Origin of the sequence: Microbacterium hatanonis (assembly GCF_008017415.1) — a bacterium.
GTDB lineage: Bacteria > Actinomycetota > Actinomycetes > Actinomycetales > Microbacteriaceae > Microbacterium > Microbacterium hatanonis.
In genome coordinates this window covers 397,982-422,052 of the sequence record NZ_VRSV01000002.1, presented here as the reverse complement: position 1 = coordinate 422,052, position 24,071 = coordinate 397,982, and the positions used below count along the sequence as shown (strand labels likewise).

The window sequence follows — 24,071 nt, the reverse complement described above, 5'->3', positions numbered from 1 at the left end:
CGCTCTACGACGCCAGGGCCGGTACGGGGGCGCCGGTCGTCACGCCCGCCCCGTTGAACGCATCGACTGCGAACCATGTGTCCTCGTCCGCATTCAGGGACCGAATGTCCAGGTCGCACTGGTCGTAGACGAGCCAACTGCGGTACAGCCGATCCGCGGAGCCTCCATAACGGACGTTGTAACCCATCGCACCGGGGACCGCCGGCCAACTGACGCGTGCCATCAACGGGTCGACGCGTACCGCGGTCGGGGCAGCCTGCGCAGGTAGCGCCTGCGCGGAGCGGCCAAACACGCGCAAGCCGCTGACCGCGAATACCCCGTCGAAAGGCACGCTCGCCGCGGTCACGCGCAGATGCCTCAACTCGCGAGGCTCGTCGAGAGTAACGAGCGCGTGCGGTCTGTCCCGCCCATCGAGGCGACCATCATGCACGGTCTCCCAAACCTCACCATCGCGCGACCCCTCCACCATCACGACGGCAGGCGTGTGCTCCCGGTAGATACCGCGCCAGGTGTGCCCGCCGTCGGAACCCTCGTCGAGCTTCGCGGCGTGAGGGGCGACGATGTGGTCTGCGAGGTTCACTTGGACGGAGGCTACGGTGCAGACGGCGCCCAGGTCGACCGCGACCCACTCCCCCGCCCCCGGGTGGGCGGCTGCCCACCAAGTTTGGATATCTTCGTTCACCGCTAGCGAGGCGTCTTGCCCCGCTGCCGAGGACGATGCGGTCGCAGCCGAACGGTAGGACAGAAGCATCCACTCGGGGGCGGTCTTCTCCCATGGATCGAATGATTCATCTGGCACCGCGAAAGGGTAGTCGCCGAAATTCTGGTTGCACGTAAGGGTTCCATCGGCATCGAATCCAGCCGGGAACAGGCCAAGACGGCGCTCGAACACGCCGTTCACGCTGATGCGCATCGTTGCGGCATGCCACCAGTTGCCATGCCGGTCCTGGATGGTGCTGCCGTGTCCCGCACCTGGTGCGAACCCGCCGGGTTTCGAGGAGAACGGGCTGGCCGTCGAATACGTGAACGGACCGAGGGGGCGGTCTGCCGTGTAGTAACCGTCGGCGTAGGTATTGAACTGGGTGCCTGGAGCCGCGTACTGCAAGTAGTAGCGCCCGGCGTGCCTGGTCATCCAGGCGCCCTCCATGTATGGGGCGCTGCTTTGGAAAGCGGCGACCTGCCGCTCGCGAGGGGTTTTCGGTTCGGGGAGAAGGTAGTTCTCGCCCGTCCGCTCCCACCCGTGCGAGGAGACATCCGACGAGAGAAGCTCCACAGGTTCGCCGATGGGCTCGAGCCTGTCATCGAGCTCGACCCCGGTGATGGGCTGCTTGTTGTCGCAGCCCCAGTAGAGATAGATGCGCCCGTCATCATCCTGGAAGAGGCTGGGGTCCCAGAAAGAGAAGGGCCCCGGCGAGACTTCCTCGAAGTCGTCGGTGAGCGGGTCGACGCTGCGGAAGAACGGGGAGCTGCCCTGCTTGCGCGAGGCGCTGATGAGCAGCGCGCCGTTCACCACTCGAACGTCGGGCGCGTAATCGAAGGGGGGAAGCTTTTCGGTGGCCTGGTATGTCCAGGCGTGAAGGTCGGCAGAGTGCCAAAATCCTCGCGACATTGAGGCGAACAAGAAGTAGCGGTCCTGGTAGAGCACGAGAGACGGGTCGGCTGCTTCTCGGTGGACATTGCGCGTGGCTTCACCGAGCGTGACGCCACCGACTACTCCGCTGAAGCGGATGTCCTGGTACCGGTACTCGAGGTCCATGGGGTTGCACAGGATGCGCGTCACTCTCGTCGGCCCTTCGTTGCGGCGGCGGCCAGGCACGTTTACAAGCCAGGCTCGGCCATCCAACCAGTTATCATCGATATTGACAACCGATTGCCGTCTCTTGAAGCTGAGAGCACCTGTCCCCATTCTGAATGGCTTGCAATGACGCACTCACACGACACTCCCCTGCTACCTCGTCACGGTTTCGAAGACGGCCTGCCGCGTGTGGCGCAAACTGCCAGCGGCGCACAGCTCATCGTCGACGGCCGGCCATTCCTCTCGCTGGGCGGGGAACTGCACAACTCGAGCCCGTCAAGTCCCGCCTACATGGCCCCGATCTGGAAAGCCCTTGGCGAGAAGGGCGTCAGCTCCGTCATCGGCGCGGCGAGTTGGCAGCTCGTCGAGCCTCAAGAAGGGGTATTCGATTTCACCGCGGTGGACGACCAGGTTGCGCAGGCTAGGGCGCAGGGCATCCGACTTGTGCTCATCTGGTTCGGCTCCTATAAGAACGCTGAGTCCTCGTACGCGCCGAGCTGGGTGCGCCGAGACGAGGCTCGGTTCCCGCGTGCGGAACGCGACGAGGAGCGGCTCCTCACCGGTCGGTTCAGCCTCGACGGGCCCATCCTCAGCGTTTTCAGCGAGGAGTTGGTGGAGGCTGATGCGCGAGCGTTCGCTGCGCTGATGCGCCACCTGAAGCGAATCGACCCGGATCACACGGTTATCGCGGTCCAGGTGCAGAACGAGGTCGGGCTTCTCGGAGACAGCCGGGACAGAAGCGCTCTCGCCGAGCAGGCATGGGAAGGGCAAGTGCCGCTCGAGCTCCTGCAGGGTCTCGCACGTCGCGGGGACGACCTCGAACCCTGGGTGAGCGAAATATGGGAGCGGCGTGGATCACTGACCTCCGGAACGTGGGCCGAGGTGTTCGGCGAAGACCGCGACGCCGAAGAGATCTTCATGAGTTGGGGATTCAGCACCTTCGTCGACCGCGTCGCAAGCGCGGGCGTCGCCGAGCATCCCCTGCCCGTGTACACGAATGCGTGGCTCGGCCCCCAGCCGAACGCGGACATCCCCGGCCGGTATCCCAGCGGCGGTCCCGTATCGCGAATGCTCGACATCTGGCAGATCGGCGCCCCCACCCTCGACTTCCTGTCCCCCGACATCTACATCGACGCGTTCGATGAAACGCTCAGCGCCTACGGCGTGAACGGCAACGGGATCTTCGTGCCGGAAGCACGTCCAGATCCCGGTCTCGCGTTCGTCGCGGTGGGCGCTCACAACGCAATGGGTTTCCACCCTTTCGGGATCGAGGAAGTACTCGACAATGACGAGCTCTTCCTCGCCTTCGCCGCGATGCAAGACATGAGTGACGTAATCACCGCGGCACAAGCCTCTGGCGACATCCACGGATTCCGTCTCGTCACAGGGGAAATGGAAACCGTTGAGCTCGGCGGGTACAGCGTGACCATCTCCGGCCCGCTCGATACACGGGGCATGTTCGGAGCCGGCACGGGCGAGGAGGCCGCCATGCTCACCGGCTACGGTCTCATCGTTCGCACGTCAGACGACCAGTTCGTCGTGCTTGCTCGAGGCATCTCGCTGAAGTTCGCTCAGAAGGACGCCGTCGTCGAGCTCGACACCCTTGTCGAGGGAACCTTCGCTCAGGGTCGTTGGGCGCCTCGTCGCACACTCAACGGGGACGAGCGCTATTTCATGTTCCCCAAGAACGGTTTGCGGACTGTACGGGTCGACCTACTGCGCCGACCACGATAATTCCGCACCACCGAGCGGGGCCTCTCACGTCGTGAAACGGTGGGGGCCCGCTCCCGTTTATCCCCGGCACCCACTCCTCCGCGGGGTCCTTCGGCACGCCGCTGGCGGCAACGAGACAAGGACCCGCCCACACCTCGACGACCGGTAGCTGCGGATCAGAGTGACCCGACTACGTCCACCCGTTCACCAGACCTAGTCCTCGCCCATGGCCCGCCCCTGAGCGGGGAGCCATCGCACGGGTAACTGAGCTTGTTCAGCGGCCGCGGTTTACAAGCTGTGGCGCCGCGTCGCTGGAAGGCAGTGCCCGTCGGCTTGGGCAACGCTCGTAGGCGCACCAGGCCATCACACCTGGACCTGGGCTGCGTTCCGGGCTCGACGTTCACGGATAGGCGCCACCGTGAACGTGGCACCCGCCACAAGGACTACTGCTGCAACCCAAACGCCCGCGTATCCGCCGGTGACCGCCACCATCACCGCTGCTAGCGCCGGCGCCAGAGACTGCCCGAGGTTGGTCGCGACGATGGAGAGACCGAGGTCGCGCCCCGCGGTCTCCGGGTCGGGCAGCACGTCGATGAACATTGCGTTGTCGACGGGCAGGTAGATCCCGAACGCGAGGCCCGTCACGATGCTTTGGATGAACAGACCGGGAAGGGTCGGGGAGATGAGAGGCACCGCCAGGGAGGCCGCCATCAGGACGGAGGCCACGATGATGAAGGGTTTGCGGACTCCGAGGCGATCCGAGAGGCGCCCTGAGATGGATACTGCGATGAGCGTCGCGGGCAGGCTGGCGATAGAGATCAGCGGCGCTGTAGCGGACGCTTCCGCCGCGCTCATGGCGGGCGTGATGTAGCTCTGCAGCATGTACAGCGAAAGAACGGTTGACGTGCTGTAGCCGAAGAAGAACAGGACCCGAGAGATCCACAGCCACCGGTAGTCACGAGCCTTGAGGGCGCTTGCGTACCCGCGGAAGAACGCGCCCCACTTGAACGGCTCACGCACCATGTCGACGGACGATTCGTCGCGGTTGCGGATCACGAACAGGACGACGGTGAGGGCGACGAAGAGGGCGAGGATGAAGTAGAAGTCCAGGCCAATCATCCCGAACAGGGCGCCAGCACCGATTCCGCCGAGGAGTCCGCCGATGATTGCGCCCAAGCTCGTCCAGGACGTCACCCGACCTCGTCGCTCTCGCGGGACTCGGTCGGCAACTGTGGCCTGGAGGGGGTTCCCCGCGACGTTGAGAGTGAGTTCGGTCAAGCTCCACAACACGACAAGGATGGCAATCGACGGCGCGAATCGGACACCCGCCAGCAGGACGGCACCGAAGAGTCCCGCGTACAGGATCCAAGGGGCGCGGCGACCAAGCTTGGAACGCGTGCGGTCGGAGAGCACCCCGATGACTGGCTGCAAGAGCATGACGAGGATCGCGCTCACCGTGGTCACCAGGCCAAGGCTTGCTGCTCGTGCCGTCTCGAAGTCCGACAGCAATCCGAGTTGCCTCGCCTGCTCTGCTGTCGGGGTCACCTGACCAGCAGCGACAGCTCGCCCGAGCTCGGTAAGTGCTGGGAGATCGACCCCGGCGTCGGGGCCCAGAAAGAACTGGCCAAACTCAATCAGCTGAATCTGGTTCGGCATGAGGATGCCGTTTACCGCTGCCCAGACCATCGACGTCGCGATGGACACGATGAGGTACCACCGGATGTACCGGCTCATGGGTTTCTTGCCCTCGTAGTGCACGGCGATGGACGTCGTCCACCTTTGCGGTTCTTCGGACAACCTCGTCATCGACGGTTCGTCTGCCATCACAGGCCTTTCTGGGATGCCGTGCGGGTCTGGTCGCTCAGCTACGCGCCCGGGCATGGCGCGCTGACCAGTGTGCGACAACGCGGAGAAATCCGGGGCGTCTCCAGTACGTCGCTGTAGAGCATTCGCCCGCACCAACTGACGGACTTGGGAGCAATTCAATCAGGGTTGCCAAGTTTTGGCAATCGGTTGTCACGCGTTTGCCAGGCTCGTGTTGGCTGCCCATGAACCCTCCCCGCCAGCATCCAAGGGAGGGCCGGCGAGGGCTTAACGCAAAAGGGCGAAGCTGTCAGCCACGGCGAGCCGAGATTGCCGAGAGGTTGATCCACCTCCCCCAGCTCCCGGAGCCTCGCACAGCCAAACGGCCCATGTGGAGACGGGGCCTGGACCTACCAGTGGAAGCGGCCGTCGCCGCGCTCGGCCACCTGACCGGCGTAGGCGCGCCCGGGCGTTGCCCAGCTGAACACATCTTCCGGCCTCATGAGCGAACGGTGGCGCCTCCACGAACCCGACTCGACGTCGGTGACGGAGAAGGCCCGCCATTCGTTCATGATGAAGTCGTTCACCGTCGGACCCGCCTCATCGCGACCGGCGAAGATGTACACCGTGTGGGCAACGACGAGGGTGACGGGAGCGGCGGAGTACACCGACCCGTCACCGATGAGGGGGCCGACGACGACGGCGGTGGCCAGCGTCGCCGAACCTATCGCTACCAGGGATACACCGATCACGCCGCGACGATCGCCGAGGTGGTCGCTGCGCGCAGAGCGCGGGATATCGGCATGGCGGTCTCCTTCGACCTGGTTCAGCTGAGGGGGCCGGGGCGCCTGACGGCGCCCCGGGCCAGGGGGGATCAGGCCGTGCGGCGTCGACGCCACACGATCAGTGCGAGCGTCAAGCCTGCCGCGAGCAGGCTCGCGCCGACCCAGGCAGTCGACTGCGCGCTCTCCGGCATACCGGTCGCGGCCAGCGGCGCGCCCGCCGGTGCCGAGGCACCGGGGGTGACGACCGTCACCTGAGCCGTGACCTCGCCGTCCGCCGAGACCAGCGCCACGATGTGCGATCCGGCCTCCGCGAACAACGGGACCGTGAACACCCCGCTCGCCGTGCCGTCACTGCCGACGGCGAGCGACCCGATGAGCGCGGGTGCCGACCGGAACTCGACCGCGAAGACGGTTCCGGGCGCGGCGCCCGTGACCGACACAGGCAGCTGGCCACCGGGGGCGACCTGGCTGACACCGATGCGCACGACCTCGTTGCCGGTGAGGCCACCGGAAGGCTCCGGGGCGGTGCCCGGGCCGGTGCCCGGATTGGTGCCGGTCGACTTCGCCGGGATGGCGGTCTCGGCGACTGTCGAGACGTTACCCGCGACATCGGTCACCCGCACTCGGGCGACGCTGGCTGCGTCTCCAACCACGACGTCCGCGGTGACCGAAGTCCACACGCCGTCGCCGAGCTGCAACTCGATCAGGGCGACACCGGAGTGCGCGTCCGACCCGGTCGCCGACACCGCGCGGCGGTCCGCGTCGAACGAGACCGCGGCGTTCGGAGCCGCTGCGTCGCGCTTGACCGTGACCTCGGCGACGGTGGAGACATTGCCCGCAGCATCCGTCGAACGGAAGGCCACGACAGTCGTGCCGTCGCTCGACACCGACACCGGCCCGGTGAAGGCGGCCCATGCGCCGTCACCGACGCGAGCCTCGAGCTGCGGGGCGTCGTCCCGATTGTCGATCGCGGTCCCCGAGACGCTCACAGTCGAGGTGTGCCAGCCGCTGCTCGGGGCGGCGGGGCTCACCGTCGGGGTGACGAGCGGTGCCTCGGTGTCGGGAATCTCGACGGCTGGTGCCTCGCGGACCTGCCACTCCTTGATACCGATGCTGCCACTGCCCGACTCGGTTCCGACCGGATCCAGCAATAGGCGCAGCTTCGTAGTCGTGACCTTCGCGAACGTCACCACGTTGTATGTGTCGACCTCGGTGCCGTACTCTCCGTCGGGTACGACGGGGGCCCAGGCGCCGGTCTCTTCGTTCCAGTACTCGGCGGACCAGTCGGCGGGCGTGTCGATGCCCACCCCCTGCTCGTCGATGTTGGAGATAAAGTACGCTCCGAGCTCGCCGATCGTGACCGGCTCCGCCCAGTCGTACTGCACCCACTGGTCACCGATCTCCGGCCACGCGGCCCACACGTTCTCGTTGTCGTTCGGGGTCACATCGCCCGACGACGTGGGCTGCACGTCGTCGTTGAGGCCGGTCACGCGGTTCCATCCGGCAGTCGCCGACGCCGAGGGCGTCGCCAGCAGCGCGATGTTGCGACGGTGGTTGCCGTCGCTGGCGGGAACGGTGCTCTGCACCGTCGCCGAGACGTTGCCGGCGCGGTCGGTCGCCCGAACTTCGACAATCGTCTCCTCGAGGCTGAGCTGCACGGCGCCGGTCAGTGCGGCCCACTCGCCCGTGCCGCCGAGGCGGTACTCGATGGATGCGAGACCGGAGCCGGCATCCGTCGCGGTCGCCTTCAGCGTCCGAGCCACCGCGTCGGCGACGACGACAGCCTCGGGCGCCATCGAGTCGATGCGGAACTCCGACTGAGCGAACGTCGACACGTTGTCGGCGTCGTCCGTCGCCCGGGCACGGACCACGTGGCTGCCGTCCTGCGTCACCGCGACGGGCCCGGCGTATGCGGTCCAGGGGCCACCGTCGACGCTCGTCTCGACAACGGGTTCGGTGTCGAAGTTGTCGCTCGCGGTCACCGTCACCGATACGACACCCGTGTGCCACCCCGAAGCGGGGACGGCCGGAGAAATCGCCGAGGTCACCGTCGGCGCCTGCGTGTCGGCCCCCGATCCGCCGCCGACGCTGACCGTCGCGGTCGCCGCCTTCGTACCCGAAAGAGTGCTCTGCACCTCACCGGCGACGACGAACTCGCCGTCCTCCGCGTACGCTGCTTCGTCGATTGCATCCCACTCGACCGGGAGGTCTTCGCGTGATCCGTCGTTGTAGAGCACCCCCACCCGAGCGGGCAGGTCCGGCGCGTTTCCGGCCGTGGTGCGCACCTCGACCGGGTCGACGACGTTGATCTGCCCCGGTGCCGTGGCACGGACCCATACGGTGGCGCGGGCGGCGACCGGCGATCCCGAGACGATGCCCGGCACGGCGAAACTTCCTTCACCGGCAACCTGCGACTCGGATACCGGCGCCCACGAGACGGCCATGTCGGCGTGGCTGCCGTCGGAGAAGGTTGCGTCGACCGTACCGGGGAGCGCGGGCATCGCACCGATGCTCGTGCGCACATCGATCGGCTCGATGGCGACGGGTGCGTCGGCGAACACCTTGAGCTCGCTGACCCCGACACCGGCGTACGTCGATCCCGAGCCGGCCGCGTTGAGCACGACGCGCAGACGCGTCGTAGTGACCGCGTCGAAGCTCACGGCGTTCGGTTCGTCGCGCGCTATGCCGTAGGCATCCGCTCCGGGAACGTCGACCCAGGCCGCGCCGTCCCAGTACTGCGCCTTCCACGACTGGGGGACGTTGACGCCGTCGTTCGCGGCGACGTCGTTCTGGTCGCGCCAAAAGCTGATCTCCGCACCGGAGATGCGCACGGGCTCATCCCAGTCGTACTGCAGCCAGCGCTGCGCGGGCCGGCTACCCGACCAGGTGCCCCAGAAATCAGTGTTGGCACCGCCGGAGTGCACGATCTTCCCGTCGTTGACGGCGTTGATGTTGGTCCACCCCGACGTGAAGTCGGCGGTGGGGGTTGCTATCGGGGCGACGTTCATGCCGGTGGAGGGCGCTTCGCCCTGCACCGTCACGTCGGCGGTGCTGGTAGCCTCGCCGTCGGTTGCGGTCAGACGCAGCACGTACTCGCCCTCGCCGGACAACCGCGCCGTCGTGGAGGCGGCAGCCGGGTCTTCAAAGAGCACCGTCGCACCCTCCGGCGCGCTGACGACCGACCACGACGACGTGAGGTTGCCCGCAGGCAGCCCGTCGTCCTTCGTCGTGCCGAACAGCACCGCCTCGCCCGCCGTTCCCGCATCGGAGTCACGCCACGCGGACACGAACGGAGCTTGGTTGGTGGAGGCGGGAGCGTCGACTCCGGTGCTGAAGACCTGCACCTCTTTCACGCCGGTCTTGGCCTCAGCCGAGTGCATCACCGTCAGGCGCACGGCGTCGCCGGTGACCTCGGGAAACTGCACGTGGTTGTAGTTCGCTCTCGGGTAGGCGGGAGTGCGTGCCTGCGACGGGATGGTCATCCACTGGCCGTCTCGGCGCACCTCGACGGTGTACAGCGAGGGCTCCTGGTATCCGCTTACCGTCGCCGTGGACGAGCTGTCGTAGAAGTACACGCGCACGTCGTCGAACGTCTGCGTACCGTCGAGCTCCACGGTGAGGGTGTCCTCGGAGTTCGGGGATCCCGCCGTGCCCCAGAAGGGCTCGTTGATCGTCGTGCCGTTGACTGCCCCCGCGGGAGCGCGTCCGGCCGCCGAGTACGAAGCGGTCGCGGTCGCAGCGAGGTTCTGCGTGCCCTCGCTGGAAGTGGCCACGTCCGCGCCCGCCTTCGCGAAGAGGTCGATGACCCGAGCGCCGCCGGTGAAGCGCACGTCGGCCGGTGCCTGCAGGGAAGACGCGGTGGCGGCGGTCACCTCTGCGTCGCCTTCGAGCACCTCGACCTCGCCGGTGGCAGGGTCGTAGAGCACGTGCGCCAGGTCATCGACGGTGAAGGCGAGCTCACCGTCGAGGAAGACGGAGTACCCCTCGGGAACGTCGGAGCCGTAGTGACGCTCGCCACCGGGCTGGTCCCACGTCACGGTGAGGTCGCGGTCGCGGTAGCGGATGTTGTTCGCGGTGAAGTGGTCCCAGCCGATCGCGATCGGGTCGAGCTCGACCTTGGCGTCGCTGCGGGGGCGGAGGCCCATCGCGTCCTCGATCATCGTGAAGTTGGTCGCGCCGAGGATCGTGTGGTGGATCCACGACCGGTAGTCGATGGATGCGGGATCCGCCGAACCGTTCGACCAGAACTCGTTCTGGTCGGGAAGGCGGTTGTCTCCGTCGTTCTGGTAGTGCGCCCAGGCATTCCAGTAGAGGAGCTTCTTGTACCACTCCTCGTCGATCGCGTCGGTGGGGTAGTCACGGAGCACCTTCGACAGCATCCTGAAGGTCACCGTGGAATTGATGACGGAGAAGTTGTTGCTCCCCGGCCCGCCGTACTCGGCCTGGTCGGCCTGGTTCGCGGTGTAGAACGGGAAGATCGGGTACTCCTTGTCGTCGGCGAACAGACGCAGCGCCTCGACGTAATCGTCGTCGTAGTCGGCGTCACCGGGCTTCGGAACGAGTCCGACCGAGAAGGGGTAGTAGTTATTGGTCTCCTTCCACGGAACGTGCTCGCCGCTCTCGTGGAGGTGCTCGAGCAGCTTCGTCTCCGGGTTCCACAGGAGGTCCATGACCTGCGTCTTGATCCGCTGGGCGAAGGCGTCCATCTCATCGGCCTTCACGGTGTTGCCGGCGAGGCGGTAGGCCTCGGCGGCCGCGAGGGAGTTGGAGTAGAGGTAGGCGTTCTCGGTGCGGTCCATGTTGCCGGGCTTCCAGTGGAACGACACCGCGTCGGCGTCGTTGCCCGTCATGGCGCCCCAGTTGTACTCGATGAGCCCGTTGTCGTTGAAGTCGTAGGCATCGATGAGCCCCTCGACGTCGTACTCGGCGTACTCGGCCAGGTTCTCCGCGATCGAGGTGGGACCGCCGTGCAACTGATACGAGCGCCACGCCGCCTCGGAGATGTACTGGGTGTAGCTGTTCGACCAGTTCGCCGGGTCACCCGGGTTGTCAACGAACTTGTAGCTCTTGCTCGTCTCTCCCGCCGACACCCACGGGCCGTACGAGTAGATCGGGTCGCGGAAGTACTTCAGGTCGTCGATGAACATTCCCGTGGTGAGCACGATCGAGTTGTTGTAGCCGAGCACGCCCTCCATCGCGGTGGGGAACTGATAGGTGTTGCCCGGTATGTCGGCGTCGAGGAAGTTGTAGCGCATCAGCCACCAGCGGTAGTACAGCGTCTTGTCGATGCTGTCTTCCGGGGTGTCGAGGAAGGGCACGTTGTCTGCCCACCATTGGTTGTAGGCGGTGACGTGGGTGGAGTACGCGGATCCTGCCGACTCGGCCTTGATCGTGTCGTACTCCAGGCGCGACTCGGCGATCTCGTCGGTGACCAGGCCGAGCTGCACCTTCGTGGTGGTCGTACCGCCTGCGGGCACCGCCACCGTGGCGGAGATCACGCCGCCGTCGGCGGGCGCGAAGCCGTCGCCCGAGAGTCGGGGGTGGATCACGGTCAGGTCGTTCAGGGCGGTAACGTGACCGGTCAGCTCGTCGCCCTCGACGGTTCCGGTGTAAGGCGAGGCGGCGCGGAGCTCGACGTTCTGCGCTCCGGCAGTCGAGCGCAAGTCGAACTGCGTGACGAGGACGTTGGCGTCGGTGATGAACTTCGTCTGGGTGATCTCCAGGCCCGCGCCGGCGTTGCGGTGCACGCTCCGCCAATAGCTCGGGGTCTGCCTGCGCTGCGCGGTGTCTTCGGTGAGAGCGACATCGGCGCCGCCGATCCGAGCGGTGACGGTGTACGCGGAACGACCGTCGATGGCCTCCCAGTAGGCGAGCTGGCCGGCAAAACCAAGGGTGCCAGGGGTGTGCTCCTTCATGAACGCGGCGCGGCCACGCGTGAACAACCACTGGTTGTCGTCGCCGAAGCTGCCCTCAGTACCCGTGCGCGCGAGCATCTCGTCGAACCAGAAATCCTTCGCCGTGCTGGCGCCGGCACCAGCGGCGACGTCGGCAGCGAAGATCGCTCCGAGCTGGTTGCCGGGGGTGTAACCGACAGCGCGAACGGGGATCGGCGTGTCGCTGCCAGTGAAGGTCGGGTAGCCGATGTCGGAGTTCGCGGCGAAGGCGGCCGGCGCGATCAGGGTCGAGCCCAGCACGGCTGCTGCCGCGAGCGTCGTCATCGTGCATCGCGCGGCGCGCTTGTGCCTTGACGGATTCCAGTCCACTTTGTCTGTTCCTCTCGGCCATCGCACAGCGGTGAGCGATGACATACGAGTGGAACGTTAGATCAGGGGCAAATCTAGCCGCAATGGGTTTCGGTGTTTTCGTAAAATCACGAAAACCGCACAGAAACCCCGTTACCTGTGAGCAATGGTGGAGCCGCGGATGACCAGCTTGACCGGGAGATGGTGCTTTCCGGCGCCGGTGTCGATCCCGTCGATGGCGTCGAAGACGCGTTGCGCCGCCTGGCGTCCGAGCTGCTGCAGATTCGCGTCGATGCTGGTGAGCTGGGGGCGGGCGTTCGCGGCGAGAAGCTCCCAGTTGTCGTACCCAATGACGGCCAGATCCTCGGGTACGCGGCGTCCGGCATCGCGCGCGCTGTCGAGCACACCGCGCGCAATCTGGTCGGAGCCGCAGAAGATCGCGTCCACCTCGGGGTGTCGCTCGAGCAGCAGCGCGGCCGCATCACGCCCCCAGTGTTCCGACCAAGCCGCGAACATGGGTTCGGCCGCGAACTCGAGGCCGGCGGCGGCGATCGCCGAGCGCGCTCCGGCCAGGCGGTCCTGCGCCGCCGCGTACGAAGGATCGCCCGAGATGTGGGCGATGCGCGTGCGTCCGCACGCGATCAGGTGCTCGATCGCGAGCCGCCCACCCGCGTAGTTGTCCGGTGTCAGCGAGAGATCGCGGGGATCCTCCGACGGCGAGTAGGCGTAGACGACCGGGACGGGTAGATCCTGCCCGAGCGAGGGTCGGGGATCCGTCTGTCGACCCACCACGATGATCCCGTCGACGCGGCGGCTCAGCAGCGCCCGCAGATGGTGCTGCTCGCGGATCGCGTCGCCGCGTGCGTCGCACAGGAAGACGTCAATCTGGCCGGCGCCGAAGGCGTCTTCCGCCCCCATGAGGATCGGGATCATGAACCGGCCCTCGAGATCGCCGGTGAGCAGACCCACCGTGCCCGTGCGCCCCGCGAGCAGCCCCCGAGCCATGGCGTTGGGCGTGAAGGTGAGTTCTTCAGCCGCGTCCAGGACGCGTTGGCGCGTGGAGGGGGCGACGTCTCCACGACCGTTCAGCGCCTTCGATGCGGTCGCGATCGAGACGCTCGCGCGACGCGCGACATCGCTCAGCGTCGCCGCCCGGCCTGCTCCAGCTGAGGATGGCATGCAATCTCCCGCGTTACTCAAACGTTACCGAACTGGCATCTTGACCGCGTCCTTGTCACACGGTACCGTCCCGAAAGGGATTTCGGTAATTTCGAGAATGCCCGACCCGAACAGCGGTGCTATTACTGCGGCCTTGCCGAAGCATCCACTCAACGATGAGCAAGAGGAGAAAAGCAGATGACTCACATCCGACGCCGTTCCGCGTTACGAATGATGGCGGCAGTCCTCGCCACCGGCGCCCTCGTCGGCGGCCTGACCGCGTGTGCCGGAGGCGGCGACACCGCGGCCCCCGTCACGGACATCCCGGCGGAGGGAGTCGACGACGGCTCAACGCTGACCCTCTGGACGCGAGCACCGCTCGAGCGCCAGGCGAAGCTCCTCGTCGAGGCCTACAACGACTCGCACGAGAACCAGGTCGAGCTCACGGTCGTTCCGAACGACGACTATGTCGCGAAGGTCGGCGCGGCAGCCGGATCGGACGGGCTCCCCGACCTGTTCGCCGCCGACATCGTTTACGTTCCGAACTGGACCGAGCAGGGCCTGTTCCAGGACATCACCGAGCAGATCGACGGCCTCGACTACAAGGACTCGATCAACCAGGGCCACCTCACCGCGGGCACATACGACGGCGCGGAGTATGTACTGCCCTTCGTCCTCGACCTCTCGATGCTGATGTGGAATAAAGATCTCTTCACCGAAGCCGGTCTCGACCCGGAGGTCGCGCCGTCGACCCTCGGCGAGTTCGCCGACGCGGCCAAGGCTGTGCAGGCGCTCGGCAAGGACGGCGTCTCCGGCACCTCGACCGGCCTCAACTGCGGCGGCTGCCTGCTGTTTACCTGGTTCCCGACCATCTGGGCTTCCGGCGAGGACGTCCTCGGCGCCGAGGGCACCGAGTCGCTGCTCGCGAGCGACACCGCACAGGAGGTCTACGCCACCTGGAAGGACCTCTACGACTCCGGCGCCATCGCGCCCGGCTCGGCCGAGGAGACGGGTGCGACGTGGGTCGCCGAGTTCCAGGAGGGCAACGTCGGGATCATGCCGTACCCCGCCACGCTGCTGTCGAGCCTCGATTTCGACGCGGGCGTCGCAGGCATCCCGGGTGTCGACGACGGCGTCTCGACGTTCGTCGGCGGCGACGGCATCGGCCTGTCGAAGGACTCCAAGCAGGCCGCGCAGGCGTGGAACTTCCTGTCGTGGCTGATGTCGGAGGACGCTCAGGTCGAGGTTCTCGCGAAGGACGGCAACGCCGTTTCGCGCTCGGATCTGGCGGACAACGAGTACTCCGCCGCCGACCCGCGCCTCGTCACGATCAACGAGGTCGCTTCGCAGGGCGACACCCCCGTGTCGGCCAACTTCCAGCAGGCCTTTAACGCGCCCGGTAGCCCCTGGCTCACGTTGGTCCGTAACGCCGTGATGGGCGACGGTTCGTCCATCGAAGCGGACAACGACGAGATCACCGCGATCCTCAACCAGTAGTTCGACGACGGCGGGGTGCACACATCGCGCACCCCGCCGTCCTTCCTCGTAAGGATCGATGTGGCCATTACTCCACTTCTCCGACGCCCGGCTCGCCCTCGCGCGACGCACGGGCGCACTGCTCTCGGCGGCCCTGTTCAGGGCTGGCTCTACGCGGCGCCCACCGCTCTGTTCGTGGTCGCCCTCTTCCTCATCCCGCTGCTCCTGGTCCTGCAGATGTCCGCATCGGAGTGGCCGCTGCTGCGCGGGAACATGGGGCTGAACTTCCCCACCAACTTCGGCGACGCCGTCGACAACCGGCTGTTCGGCGAGTCGATTCGCTTCACGCTCCTTTACACGGCGATCACGACCGTTCTCCTCCTCGGCCTCGGCCTCGGCCTCGCACTGCTGGTGCAGGAGTCCAGCGCATGGAAGGGGTTCCTGCGCACGGCCTTCCTTCTCCCGAGCGCGCTGGGCCTCGCCTCTGCATCGCTGCTGTTCTACGTGCTTTACTCGCCGTTCGCGGGACCGTTCGCCGACCTGATGTCCTCGTGGGGGATCACCTTCCTCGGAACCCCCGAGGGTGCCCTCTGGTCGACGGTGTTCCTCGTCGTGTGGCGTTACGCCGGCTTCTACATGCTGCTGATGCTGGTGGGTCTGCAGGGCATCCCGGACGACGTCTTCGAGGCGGCCCGGATCGACGGGGCCTCGCGCTGGCAGACGTTCCGGTACATCACCGTGCCGCTGCTGCGCCCCACCTTCGCCCTCACCACCGTGATGTGCGTCACCGGATCACTCCTTGCGTTCGACCAGTTCTACATCCTCACCAAGGGCGGCCCGGACAACAGCACCATGACCATCGTCCAGCTCATTTACAACATCGCCTTCCAGGGACAGAACAGCCTCGGCGTCGCCGCCGCCCTATCGGTGATCGTGCTCGCCGCACTCGTCGTCATCAACGCCGTGCAACTGCGCGCGTTCCGTCGCCCAGAGGAGGCCTGAGATGGTCATGACAGATTCCCCTTCGACCCGCACCATCGTCGCCCCGAAGCTGCACGCCAGACGGCCGCAGACTCGTCGTCAGCGCGGACGTCTTCTCTACGGCATCCCGTCGGTCGTCTTCTCCGGCGCCCTAGCGATCATCTTCCTCTACCCGCTCGTGTGGACCGGGATCGCCTCCTTCAGCCCACAGCCCGGAACGAGCCAGACCGACGGGTGGGGGTTCGGGAACTACGCATCCCTCGCGAACTTCCAGGCGGGCATCTGGGTGTACCTCGGGAACTCCCTGTTCGTCTCGATCCTCACCGTGGTCCTGACCCTCCTCACGTCGTTCCTCGGCGGCTACGCGTTCGCACGGTTCCAGTTCGTCGGGAAGAACCTGCTGTTCCTCCTCGTACTGGCGATCCTCATGGTCCCCTACGCGACCCTGCTGATCCCGCTCTACGTGATTCTCAACGCCATCGGTCTGCAGAACTCCCTCGTGGGAGTGGCCCTAGTGCTCACGATGTTCCAGCTGCCGTTCTCGATGTTCATGATGAGGATCTCGTTCGAGTCGATCCCCCGCGAGATGGACGAGGCCGCGCTCGTCGACGGATGCAATAGCTTCTCGGCGCTGTGGCGGGTGCTCCTGCCCGCGGTGAAGCCGGGACTCATCACGGTGGGGCTGTTCGCCTTCCTCACGGCGTGGAACGACTTCATCGCCCCGCTCATTCTGATCAACGACACCAACCGCATGACCCTGCCACTCGCGGTCGCCAACCTCCGAGGTCAGGTGATGGGAGTCGTGGACTACGGAGCCACCGAAGCGGGCGTCGTCGTGCTGGCGCTGCCCTGCATCGTGCTCTTCCTGATTCTTCAGCGTCACTATGTCCGCGGCTTCATGTCCGGCGCATTCAAAGGATGACCATGACCATCACCACACCGCCCTGCACCGCGCCGGTCTCTCCCGTCTCGCCAACCGCGGGCACTCTTCGCCCCCTCGGCCTCGGCGAGGTGCGCATCACGGGAGGATTCTGGGGCGACCGGCAACGCGTCAACGCCACCCACACGCTCAGCCACATCGGCGATCGACTCGAGTCGGAGGGATGGCTGCCCAACTTCGACCTCGCCGCCGCGGGCACCCTGCCCGCCGGCCGGCGCGGACGGGAGTTCGCCGACTCCGAGATCTATAAGTACCTCGAGGCTCTCGCGTGGGAGATCGGGCGATCCGACGACGTCGAGTTGGAGGAGACGTTCCGATCGGTCGTCGCCCGGGTCACCGCGGCGCAGGAGGCCGACGGCTACCTCAACACCAACTTCGGCCGTGACGGCCAGGGAGCACGGTGGTCGGACCTGGAGTGGGGCCACGAGCTCTACAACCTCGGCCACCTCTTCCAAGCGGCCGTGGCGCGCCACCGGACCCGGCCGCTAGCGGACGACGGACTCATCGGCGTCGCGCGACGCGCTGCCGACCTCGTCTGCGACGTGTTCGGCGTCGGAGGCATCGAGGCGGTGTGCGGCCACCCCGAGGTCGAAGTCGGTCTCGCGGAACTCGGGCGCAGCGTCGACGAGCCCCGCTACATCGCGCAGTCGTCGTTGTTCGTCGACCGGCGCGGGCACGGGACCCTCAGCGACATCGAGTGGGGGCGGTCGTACTACCAGGACGACCAGCCGTTGCGAGGAGCGGCGTCGCTGCGCGGCCACGCCGTACGCGCGAACTACCTGGCAGCGGGCGCAGTTGACGTCGCCGTCGAGAACGCCGACGGCGCGCTGCTCGACGCCCTACGTTCGCAGTGGAGTCGAACGCGCGCTCGGCGCACCTACGTCACGGGCGGACAGGGGTCGCACCACCAGGACGAAGCCTTCGGCGAGGACTGGGAGCTCCCGCCGGACCGCGCATACTCCGAGACCTGCGCGGGCATCGGATCGGTCATGTTCTCGTGGCGGCTCCTCCTCGCCGACGGCGACGCACGCTACGCCGACTTGATCGAGCGCACGCTCTTCAACGTGCTCGCCACATCCCCCAGCGCCGACGGCAGGGCGTTCTTCTACGCGAACACCCTGCACCAGCGCGTGCCAGGCACGCCGGCCGACCCCAACAAGACTTCCGTGCGGGCGTCGTCTTCGTTGCGCGCACCCTGGTTCGAGGTCTCGTGCTGTCCCCCGAACGTCGCGCGCACGCTGGCGAGTCTCGACGCCTACATCGCCACCGCAGACGACGACGGCATGCAGGTGCACCAGTACGCGCCCGCCGAGATCCGCACTCTGCTGTCCGACGGACGCCGAGTATCCGTCGACGTGGAGACCGCCTTCCCCATGGAAGGGCTCGTCCGCGTCGTCGTTCGCGAGACCGAACCCGAGCCGTGGACCCTCTCGCTGCGCATCCCCGAATGGGCCGACGGCGCGGTTCTGCGCGTTCAGCCCACCGATGGCCCCGCCGAGGCGCGCGCGGTGCCTGTCGGGTACGTGACCGAGCGCCGCTCGTTCCGTGCCGGAGACGTTGTCGAGCTCGACCTCCCGCTCCGCCCGCGGGTCAGCCACCCCGACGGCAGGCTCGACGCGGTACGGGGGTGTGTCGTCGTGGAGCGCGGACCAGAGGTGTTCGCCCTGGAATCCAGCGACCTGCCCGACCACGGTCACGTCGACGACATCGTCATCGACCTCGATACCGCGCCGTATGAGAAGGACGGCCGCATCTGGGTGAAAGCGGGTGGGCGCTCCGACGAGCCGCGCGCGTGGCCATACGGCCGCGCGGAGTGCGTCGCAACATCCGCAACCGACGTCGCGCTGGTGCCCTACCACGAGTGGGGGAACCGCGGCCCCTCCACCATGCGGGTCTGGCTACCCGTCGTCTGAGACTCCGACGCGCTGATCCTGGAGGGGCACCGGATCAGCGCGTCGGCCTCGCCCGCCCGCGGCCCGGCGCTCGGGATCGGCCCGCGAGGCTCGCGCCTATCGCGGGCCATCGGTTGGTTCGGGGGTCAGCGCGATCGCGTCGAGAGGTCTGAGCTCGAAGCGGTCCTGGCCCCGACTTTGGCGGTGCAATCGCCTCAGATATCTGACACATGCAGCGGGGTGCCGAGTGCGCTCTCCAGACGCGCGACGGTACGAAGATCCGGAAATGAGGCGCCGGCAACAACTTCGCGCACGGTTTTCTCATCGAGCTCAGCGAGCGCCGCCACTGAGCGGACGCTTTGAGTACCCATCGCGCTTTTGAGCCGGACGACGAACTGGCGCGCGGCTTCGGCGGCAAGATCCGGGGACGGATGATCCGGCCACCCCGGGGCGAGCTCGGCGGGCGAGGGACGGCTCTGGCGTGCCATCTCAGGCCTTCTCAGCGAACGTCACGGGCAAACCCTCTAAATGATTGGATCACTTCGGTAGCTGTGGATCAGGTGCGTGACGCTGGATCAACTTCGATTGGCGGGTTGCTCACTTTCAGTGCTGTCTCATATCAGTCCAACAGCAGCGCGGGCTCCTCGAGGATCGACGCCACGTCGGCGACGAAGCGGCTCATGCCGTCGCCGTCGACGACGCGGTGATCGAAAGAACCGGCGACGGTGGTGACCCAGCGGGGGCGCACTTCGCCGTCGACGACCCACGGCTTCTGGCGGATCGTGCCGAGCGCGATGATGCCGGCCTCGCCGCCGTTGAGGATCGGGGTGCCCGCATCCATGCCGAAGACGCCGATGTTCGTGATGGTGATCGTGCCGCCCTTCTGGTCGGCGGGCGTCGACTTGCCCTCGCGCGCGGTGGTCGTGAGGTTCTGCAGGGCCCGGGCGAGCTCGCGCATGCTCATGTCCTGCGCGTCCTTGATGTTCGGCACGAGGAGCCCGCGCGGTGTGGCGGCAGCGATACCCAGGTTCACGTAGTGGTGCAGACGGATCTGCGCGCCGTCGTCGCCGTCGACCCAGGCGGCGTTCACCATCGGGGTGCGGCGCGCGGCCCAGATGACCGCGCGCGCCATGATCAGCAGTGGCGAGACCTTGACGTCGGCGAAGTCGGGCGATGACTTGAGCCGCTTGACGAGCTCCATCGTGCGCGAGGCGTCGACGTCGGTCCACACCGTGACGTGGGGCGCCGAGTAGGCGGTGCGCACCATGCCCGAGGCCACGGCCTTGCGCACGCCACGCACCGGGATCGACTCCTCGCGGCCGTCGCTGCTCTCGGTGGGCTGGGCGCGCTCGACGGGAGGGGCGGATGCTGCGGGGCGCGCCGCATCTGATTCCTCGGCGGCGACGGGGATCGTCTCCTCGCGCACCTCTCCCCAGGCGGGGGTCTCGATGTTGCGGAAGACACTCGCCTGCGACGCGTGCTTCACGACGTCGTCGCGGGTCACCTCCCCCGATGCACCACTGGGCGTGACGGAGGCGAGATCGACGCCGAGGTCGCGGGCGAGCTTGCGGATCGGGGGTTTCGCGACGACGCCCGCCGACGTGCCGGCAGGGCGCGCCTCGGCCTTGACGGGGCGCCGTCGCGAGGCGACATGGCCGGCGCTGCCGTAGCCGACGAGCACCGCCCCACCCGGCGCCTCGGGCTCGGGCACCGTCGCGGGTGCGGCCGTCGCGGCCGGGGCCGAAGCGGCACCGTCGGCGATCGTGATGATCGCGCTGCCGACCTCGACGGTGTCGCCCTCGCCGGCGAGCAACTCGCCGACCGTGCCCGAGAACGGCGACGGCAGCTCGACGAGCGACTTGGCCGTCTCGATCTCGACGAGCACGTCGTCGACCTCGACGGTGTCGCCGGGGGCCACGCGCCAGGAGACGATCTCGGCTTCGGTCAGACCCTCGCCGACATCGGGGAGGAGGAACTTCTGCGTGCTCATGATCGGTCCTTCGGGGTGCTCAGTACGCCATCGTGCGGTCGACGGCCTCGAGGATGCGGTCGGCGTCGGGGAGGTACTTGCCCTCCAGGTTCGCCGCGGGGAACGGTGTGTCGAAGCCCGACACGCGCAGCACCGGCGCCTCGAGCGAGTAGAACGCCCGCTCGGCGACGGTGGCGGCGATCTCGCTGCCGACGCTGACGAAGCCCGGGGCCTCCTGCGCGTAGACCATGCGGCCGGTGCGGCCGACCGACTCGAGGATGGGACCGTAGTCGACCGGCGACAGCGAACGCAGGTCGATGACCTCGCAGCTCGTGCCCTCGCTCTCGGCGAGCGCGGCGGCCTGGATGAGGGTCGACACCATCGCGCCGTGCCCGACGAGGGTGACGTCGGTGCCGCGGCGAACGATGCGGCTGGCGTGCAGCGGCACCGCCGAGGCGTCGAGGTCGACCTCGCCCTTGGGCCAGTAGCGGCTCTTCGGCTCGAAGAAGATGACCGGGTCGGGCGAGGCGATCGCCTCCTGGATCATCCAGTACGCGTCGTTCGGGGTCGACGGGCTCACCACGCGAAGCCCCGGCGTGTGCGCGAAGTAGGCTTCGGGGCTCTCCTGGTGGTGCTCGATCGCGCCGATGTGCCCGCCGTACGGGATGCGGATGACGACCGGCATCTGCAGGGCGCCCTCGTGCCGGTAGGTGAGCTTCGCCAGCTGGCTGGTGATCTGGTCGAACCCCGGATAGACGAAGCCGTCGAACTGGATCTCGCAGACCGGCCGGAACCCGCCCATCGCGAGCCCGATCGCCGTCCCGATGATGCCCGATTCCGCCAGCGGCGTGTCGATGACCCGGCGAGGACCGAAGTCGGCCTGCAGCCCCTCGGTGACGCGGAAGACGCCGCCTAGGGGCCCGATGTCCTCGCCCATGAGCAGCACGCGGTCGCTCTGCTCCATCGCGCGTCGCAGGCCCGCGTTCAGCGCCTTGCCCAACGACATCTCGGTCGTGCTCACGATGCGCCCCCCTCGAAAGACGCCTCGTAGGCGTGGAACCACCGGCGCTCCTCTTCGACGAGCGGATGCTGCTCCGAGTAGACGTTCGTGAAGATCTGGTCGGCCTCGAGACCGCCGAGGGCGTTCGTGCGCACGCGGGTGTCGTCGGCGAGCGCCTGGGCCTCGGCTTCGGTGTCGGCGAAGAACGACTCGCCCGCGCCACGGCCTTCGAGGTAGACCCGCATGCGTTCGATCGGGTCGCGCCGACCCCAGGCCTGCTCCTCGGCAGTGGTGCGGTACTTCGTGGGGTCGTCACTCGTGGTGTGCGCGCCCATGCGGTAGGTCATCGCCTCGACGGCCTGCGGCCCGCCGCCGGCCCGCGCCTCGTCGAGGGCCGCGCGGGTGACCGCGTAGCTCGCCAGCACGTCGTTGCCGTCGACCTGCACGCTCGGGATGCCGTAGCCCGCGCTGCGGCGGAACAGCGGCGACCGCGATTGCGTGGCGACGGGCACCGAGATCGCCCACTGGTTGTTCTGGAGGAAGAAGACCTCCGGCGCCTGGAAGCTCGCCGCGTAGACCATCGACTCGTGCACGTCGCCCTGGCTGGAGGCGCCGTCGCCGTAGTAGACGATGACGGCTTCGTCGCGGTCGGGGTCGCCGCTGCCGCTCTTGCCGTCGAACGCGAGGCCCATCGCGAGGCCCGTCGCGTGCAGGGTCTGCGCCCCGAGGACGAGCGTGTAGATGTGGGTGTTCCCGTTCTTGGGGTCGTACGGATTCCAGCCGCCGTGCGTGAGTCCGCGCATCAGGCGGATGATGTCGACCGGGTCGACCCCGCGGATGCGGGCGACGACATGTTCGCGGTAGGAGGGGAAGACGTGGTCCTGCGCGCGAGCGGCGCGGGCCGAGCCGACCTGCGCGGCCTCCTGGCCCCAGCTCGGCGGCCACAGGGCGAGCTGCCCCTGTCGCTGCAGCAGCGTCGCCTGCCGGTCGAACGCGCGGATCGACACCATGTCGCGGTAGAACTGCTCGAGCTCGGCGTCGGGCAGCGCATCGATGAGCGGCAGGTACCGCTCCGCGGCGGGCGTCGGCGCGACCGACCCGTCGGCGGAGAGGATGCGGACGAGCTCTGTGTCGTCGACGGGCAGGGACGCGTCGAGCGCGTCGGGCACGGTCGGATCGGGCACTGTCACGCTCTCCACGCTAGCCCTCGGCCGGAATGGCCCTCTGGGAGGGTCTGAACAACGGATGCTGCGATCCGTAGGACCTTCTCGACAGACTCCTCCTCGCCGACGGAGATGCGGATGCCATCGCCGACGAACGGGCGGACGATGAGACCCTCCTCCTCGAACGCCTCCGCGAAGGCCGCCGTGTGCTCGCCGGCGGGGAGCCAGACGAAGTTGCCCTGCGCGTCGGGCACGTTCCACCCGCCGTCGCGCAGGCCGGCGACGAGGCGGTCGCGGCGCGCGGAGATCACGCGCACCCGCTCGAGGAGCTCCGACTCCGCCCGCAGGCTCGCCAGAGCCGCGGACTCCGCCTGGCCGGTGACAGCGAGCGGGATGGCCGTCGAGCGCGCGGCATCGAGCACGCGGCGATGACCGACGGCGTAGCCGATGCGGAGGCCGGCGAGTCCGAAGGCCTTCGAGAAGGTGCGGAGCGCGACGACGTTCGGCCGGTCGAGAAGACCGAGCACCCGCATCCCGTCGACGGCGTCGGGGGCCGTGACGAACTCGGCATAGGCCTCGTCGAGGATGACGAGCACGTCGCTCGGAACGGCGTCGAGGAAGGCGGCGAACTCGTCGTGCGTGACGACCGTGCCCGTGGGGTTGTTGGGGCTGCAGACGATGACGACCCGCGTGCGCTCGCCCACGCTCGCCGCCATCGCCGGAAGGTCATGCCGGAAGTCCGCCGTGAGCGGCACCTCCACGGCGGTGGCACCCGCCACCCGCACGAGGGTCGGGTAGGCCTCGAACGACCGCCACGCGTAGACGACCTCGTCGCCCGGGCCGGCGGCGGCGAGGATCAGCTGCGCGAGCACCGACACGCTCCCCGCACCGATGTGCACCTCGTCGGCGTCGACGCCGAAGCGCGCGGCGAGTCTCTCGCGCAGGCGTCGGGCCGACGCATCCGGATACCGATTGACGTCGGCGGCGTCGCTCATCGCCTCGATCACGCCGGGGAGCGGATCGAAGGGGTTCTCGTTGCTCGAGAGCTTGAATCCGTCGTCGCCCGCGGGCTTGCCCTGGCGATACGGCGGAAGAGCGGCGATCTCGGGGCGGATGCGGACGGGGATGTCGTCTGTCACGCACCGAGTCTAGGT

General features: G+C 67.6%; 15 protein-coding genes. 5 read left to right on the top strand and 10 right to left on the bottom strand.

Translation table 11 applies throughout. From position 1 onward, the window contains the following. Nucleotides 1-4: 4 nt before the first annotated feature. Nucleotides 5-1,780: a family 43 glycosylhydrolase gene (locus tag FVP77_RS12150; protein WP_147894858.1), complete on the bottom strand. Its 1,776-nt coding sequence runs from the start codon at nt 1,778-1,780 to the stop codon at nt 5-7. A gap of 141 nt (nt 1,781-1,921) precedes the next feature. Between FVP77_RS12150 and FVP77_RS12145 the strand changes: the two genes are divergently transcribed. After that, a complete protein-coding gene (locus tag FVP77_RS12145) occupies nt 1,922-3,529 on the top strand; it encodes a GH35 family beta-galactosidase (RefSeq protein ID WP_147894857.1) in 1,608 nt (535 codons plus the stop codon). Nucleotides 3,530-3,871: 342 nt separating this feature from the next. Here FVP77_RS12145 and FVP77_RS12140 read toward each other — a convergent pair whose 3' ends face one another. From FVP77_RS12140 to FVP77_RS12125, 4 genes are all read right to left on the bottom strand, one after another. Further along, nucleotides 3,872-5,332: an MFS transporter gene (locus FVP77_RS12140; protein WP_187266925.1), complete on the bottom strand. Its 1,461-nt coding sequence runs from the start codon at nt 5,330-5,332 to the stop codon at nt 3,872-3,874. A gap of 389 nt (nt 5,333-5,721) precedes the next feature. Beyond that, nucleotides 5,722-6,063 carry a glycoside hydrolase family protein gene (locus FVP77_RS12135; RefSeq protein WP_147894855.1) on the bottom strand — a complete coding sequence of 114 codons (342 nt, stop codon included), beginning with the start codon at nt 6,061-6,063 and terminating at the stop codon, nt 5,722-5,724. A gap of 122 nt (nt 6,064-6,185) precedes the next feature. After that, on the bottom strand, nt 6,186-12,314 hold the full coding sequence (locus tag FVP77_RS12130) for an OmpL47-type beta-barrel domain-containing protein (RefSeq protein ID WP_147894854.1): 6,129 nt from the start codon (nt 12,312-12,314) through the stop codon (nt 6,186-6,188). 177 nt (nt 12,315-12,491) lie between these two features. Further along, nucleotides 12,492-13,517, bottom strand: a complete 1,026-nt coding sequence (locus FVP77_RS12125) for a LacI family DNA-binding transcriptional regulator (protein WP_147894853.1) — start codon at nt 13,515-13,517, stop codon at nt 12,492-12,494. A 177-nt stretch (nt 13,518-13,694) separates the two neighbouring features. Between FVP77_RS12125 and FVP77_RS12120 the strand changes: the two genes are divergently transcribed. From FVP77_RS12120 to FVP77_RS12105, 4 genes are read left to right on the top strand one after another with little or no spacing between them, the layout of a single operon-like run. Then, on the top strand, nt 13,695-14,993 hold the full coding sequence (locus FVP77_RS12120) for an ABC transporter substrate-binding protein (RefSeq protein WP_147894852.1): 1,299 nt from the start codon (nt 13,695-13,697) through the stop codon (nt 14,991-14,993). Between the two features lie 60 nt (nt 14,994-15,053). Further along, nucleotides 15,054-15,974 (top strand): carbohydrate ABC transporter permease, encoded by a 921-nt coding sequence (locus FVP77_RS12115; protein WP_147894851.1) that lies wholly within the window; start codon nt 15,054-15,056, stop codon nt 15,972-15,974. A gap of 7 nt (nt 15,975-15,981) precedes the next feature. Then, a complete protein-coding gene (locus FVP77_RS12110; protein WP_425463140.1) occupies nt 15,982-16,875 on the top strand; it encodes a carbohydrate ABC transporter permease in 894 nt (297 codons plus the stop codon). Then, nucleotides 16,872-18,806 (top strand): glycoside hydrolase family 127 protein, encoded by a 1,935-nt coding sequence (locus FVP77_RS12105; RefSeq protein WP_147894849.1) that lies wholly within the window; start codon nt 16,872-16,874, stop codon nt 18,804-18,806. Before FVP77_RS12110 ends, FVP77_RS12105 begins: the two co-directional genes overlap by 4 nt. A gap of 194 nt (nt 18,807-19,000) precedes the next feature. Here the strand turns inward: FVP77_RS12105 and FVP77_RS12100 are convergent, their stop codons facing one another. The 5 genes from FVP77_RS12100 to FVP77_RS12080 form a co-directional block, all read right to left on the bottom strand. Then, nucleotides 19,001-19,273, bottom strand: coding sequence for a hypothetical protein (locus FVP77_RS12100; protein ID WP_147894848.1), 273 nt, complete (start codon nt 19,271-19,273; stop codon nt 19,001-19,003). A gap of 131 nt (nt 19,274-19,404) precedes the next feature. Next, complete coding sequence (locus FVP77_RS12095) at nt 19,405-20,775, bottom strand: dihydrolipoamide acetyltransferase family protein (protein ID WP_147894847.1); 1,371 nt, start codon at nt 20,773-20,775, stop codon at nt 19,405-19,407. A gap of 19 nt (nt 20,776-20,794) precedes the next feature. Continuing rightward, nucleotides 20,795-21,760 (bottom strand): alpha-ketoacid dehydrogenase subunit beta, encoded by a 966-nt coding sequence (locus FVP77_RS12090; RefSeq protein ID WP_147895653.1) that lies wholly within the window; start codon nt 21,758-21,760, stop codon nt 20,795-20,797. Nucleotides 21,761-21,771: 11 nt separating this feature from the next. After that, on the bottom strand, nt 21,772-22,899 hold the full coding sequence (locus tag FVP77_RS12085; protein ID WP_425463147.1) for a thiamine pyrophosphate-dependent dehydrogenase E1 component subunit alpha: 1,128 nt from the start codon (nt 22,897-22,899) through the stop codon (nt 21,772-21,774). Between the two features lie 41 nt (nt 22,900-22,940). After that, nucleotides 22,941-24,056, bottom strand: a complete 1,116-nt coding sequence (locus tag FVP77_RS12080) for a histidinol-phosphate transaminase (protein WP_147894846.1) — start codon at nt 24,054-24,056, stop codon at nt 22,941-22,943. Nucleotides 24,057-24,071: the final 15 nt, after the last annotated feature.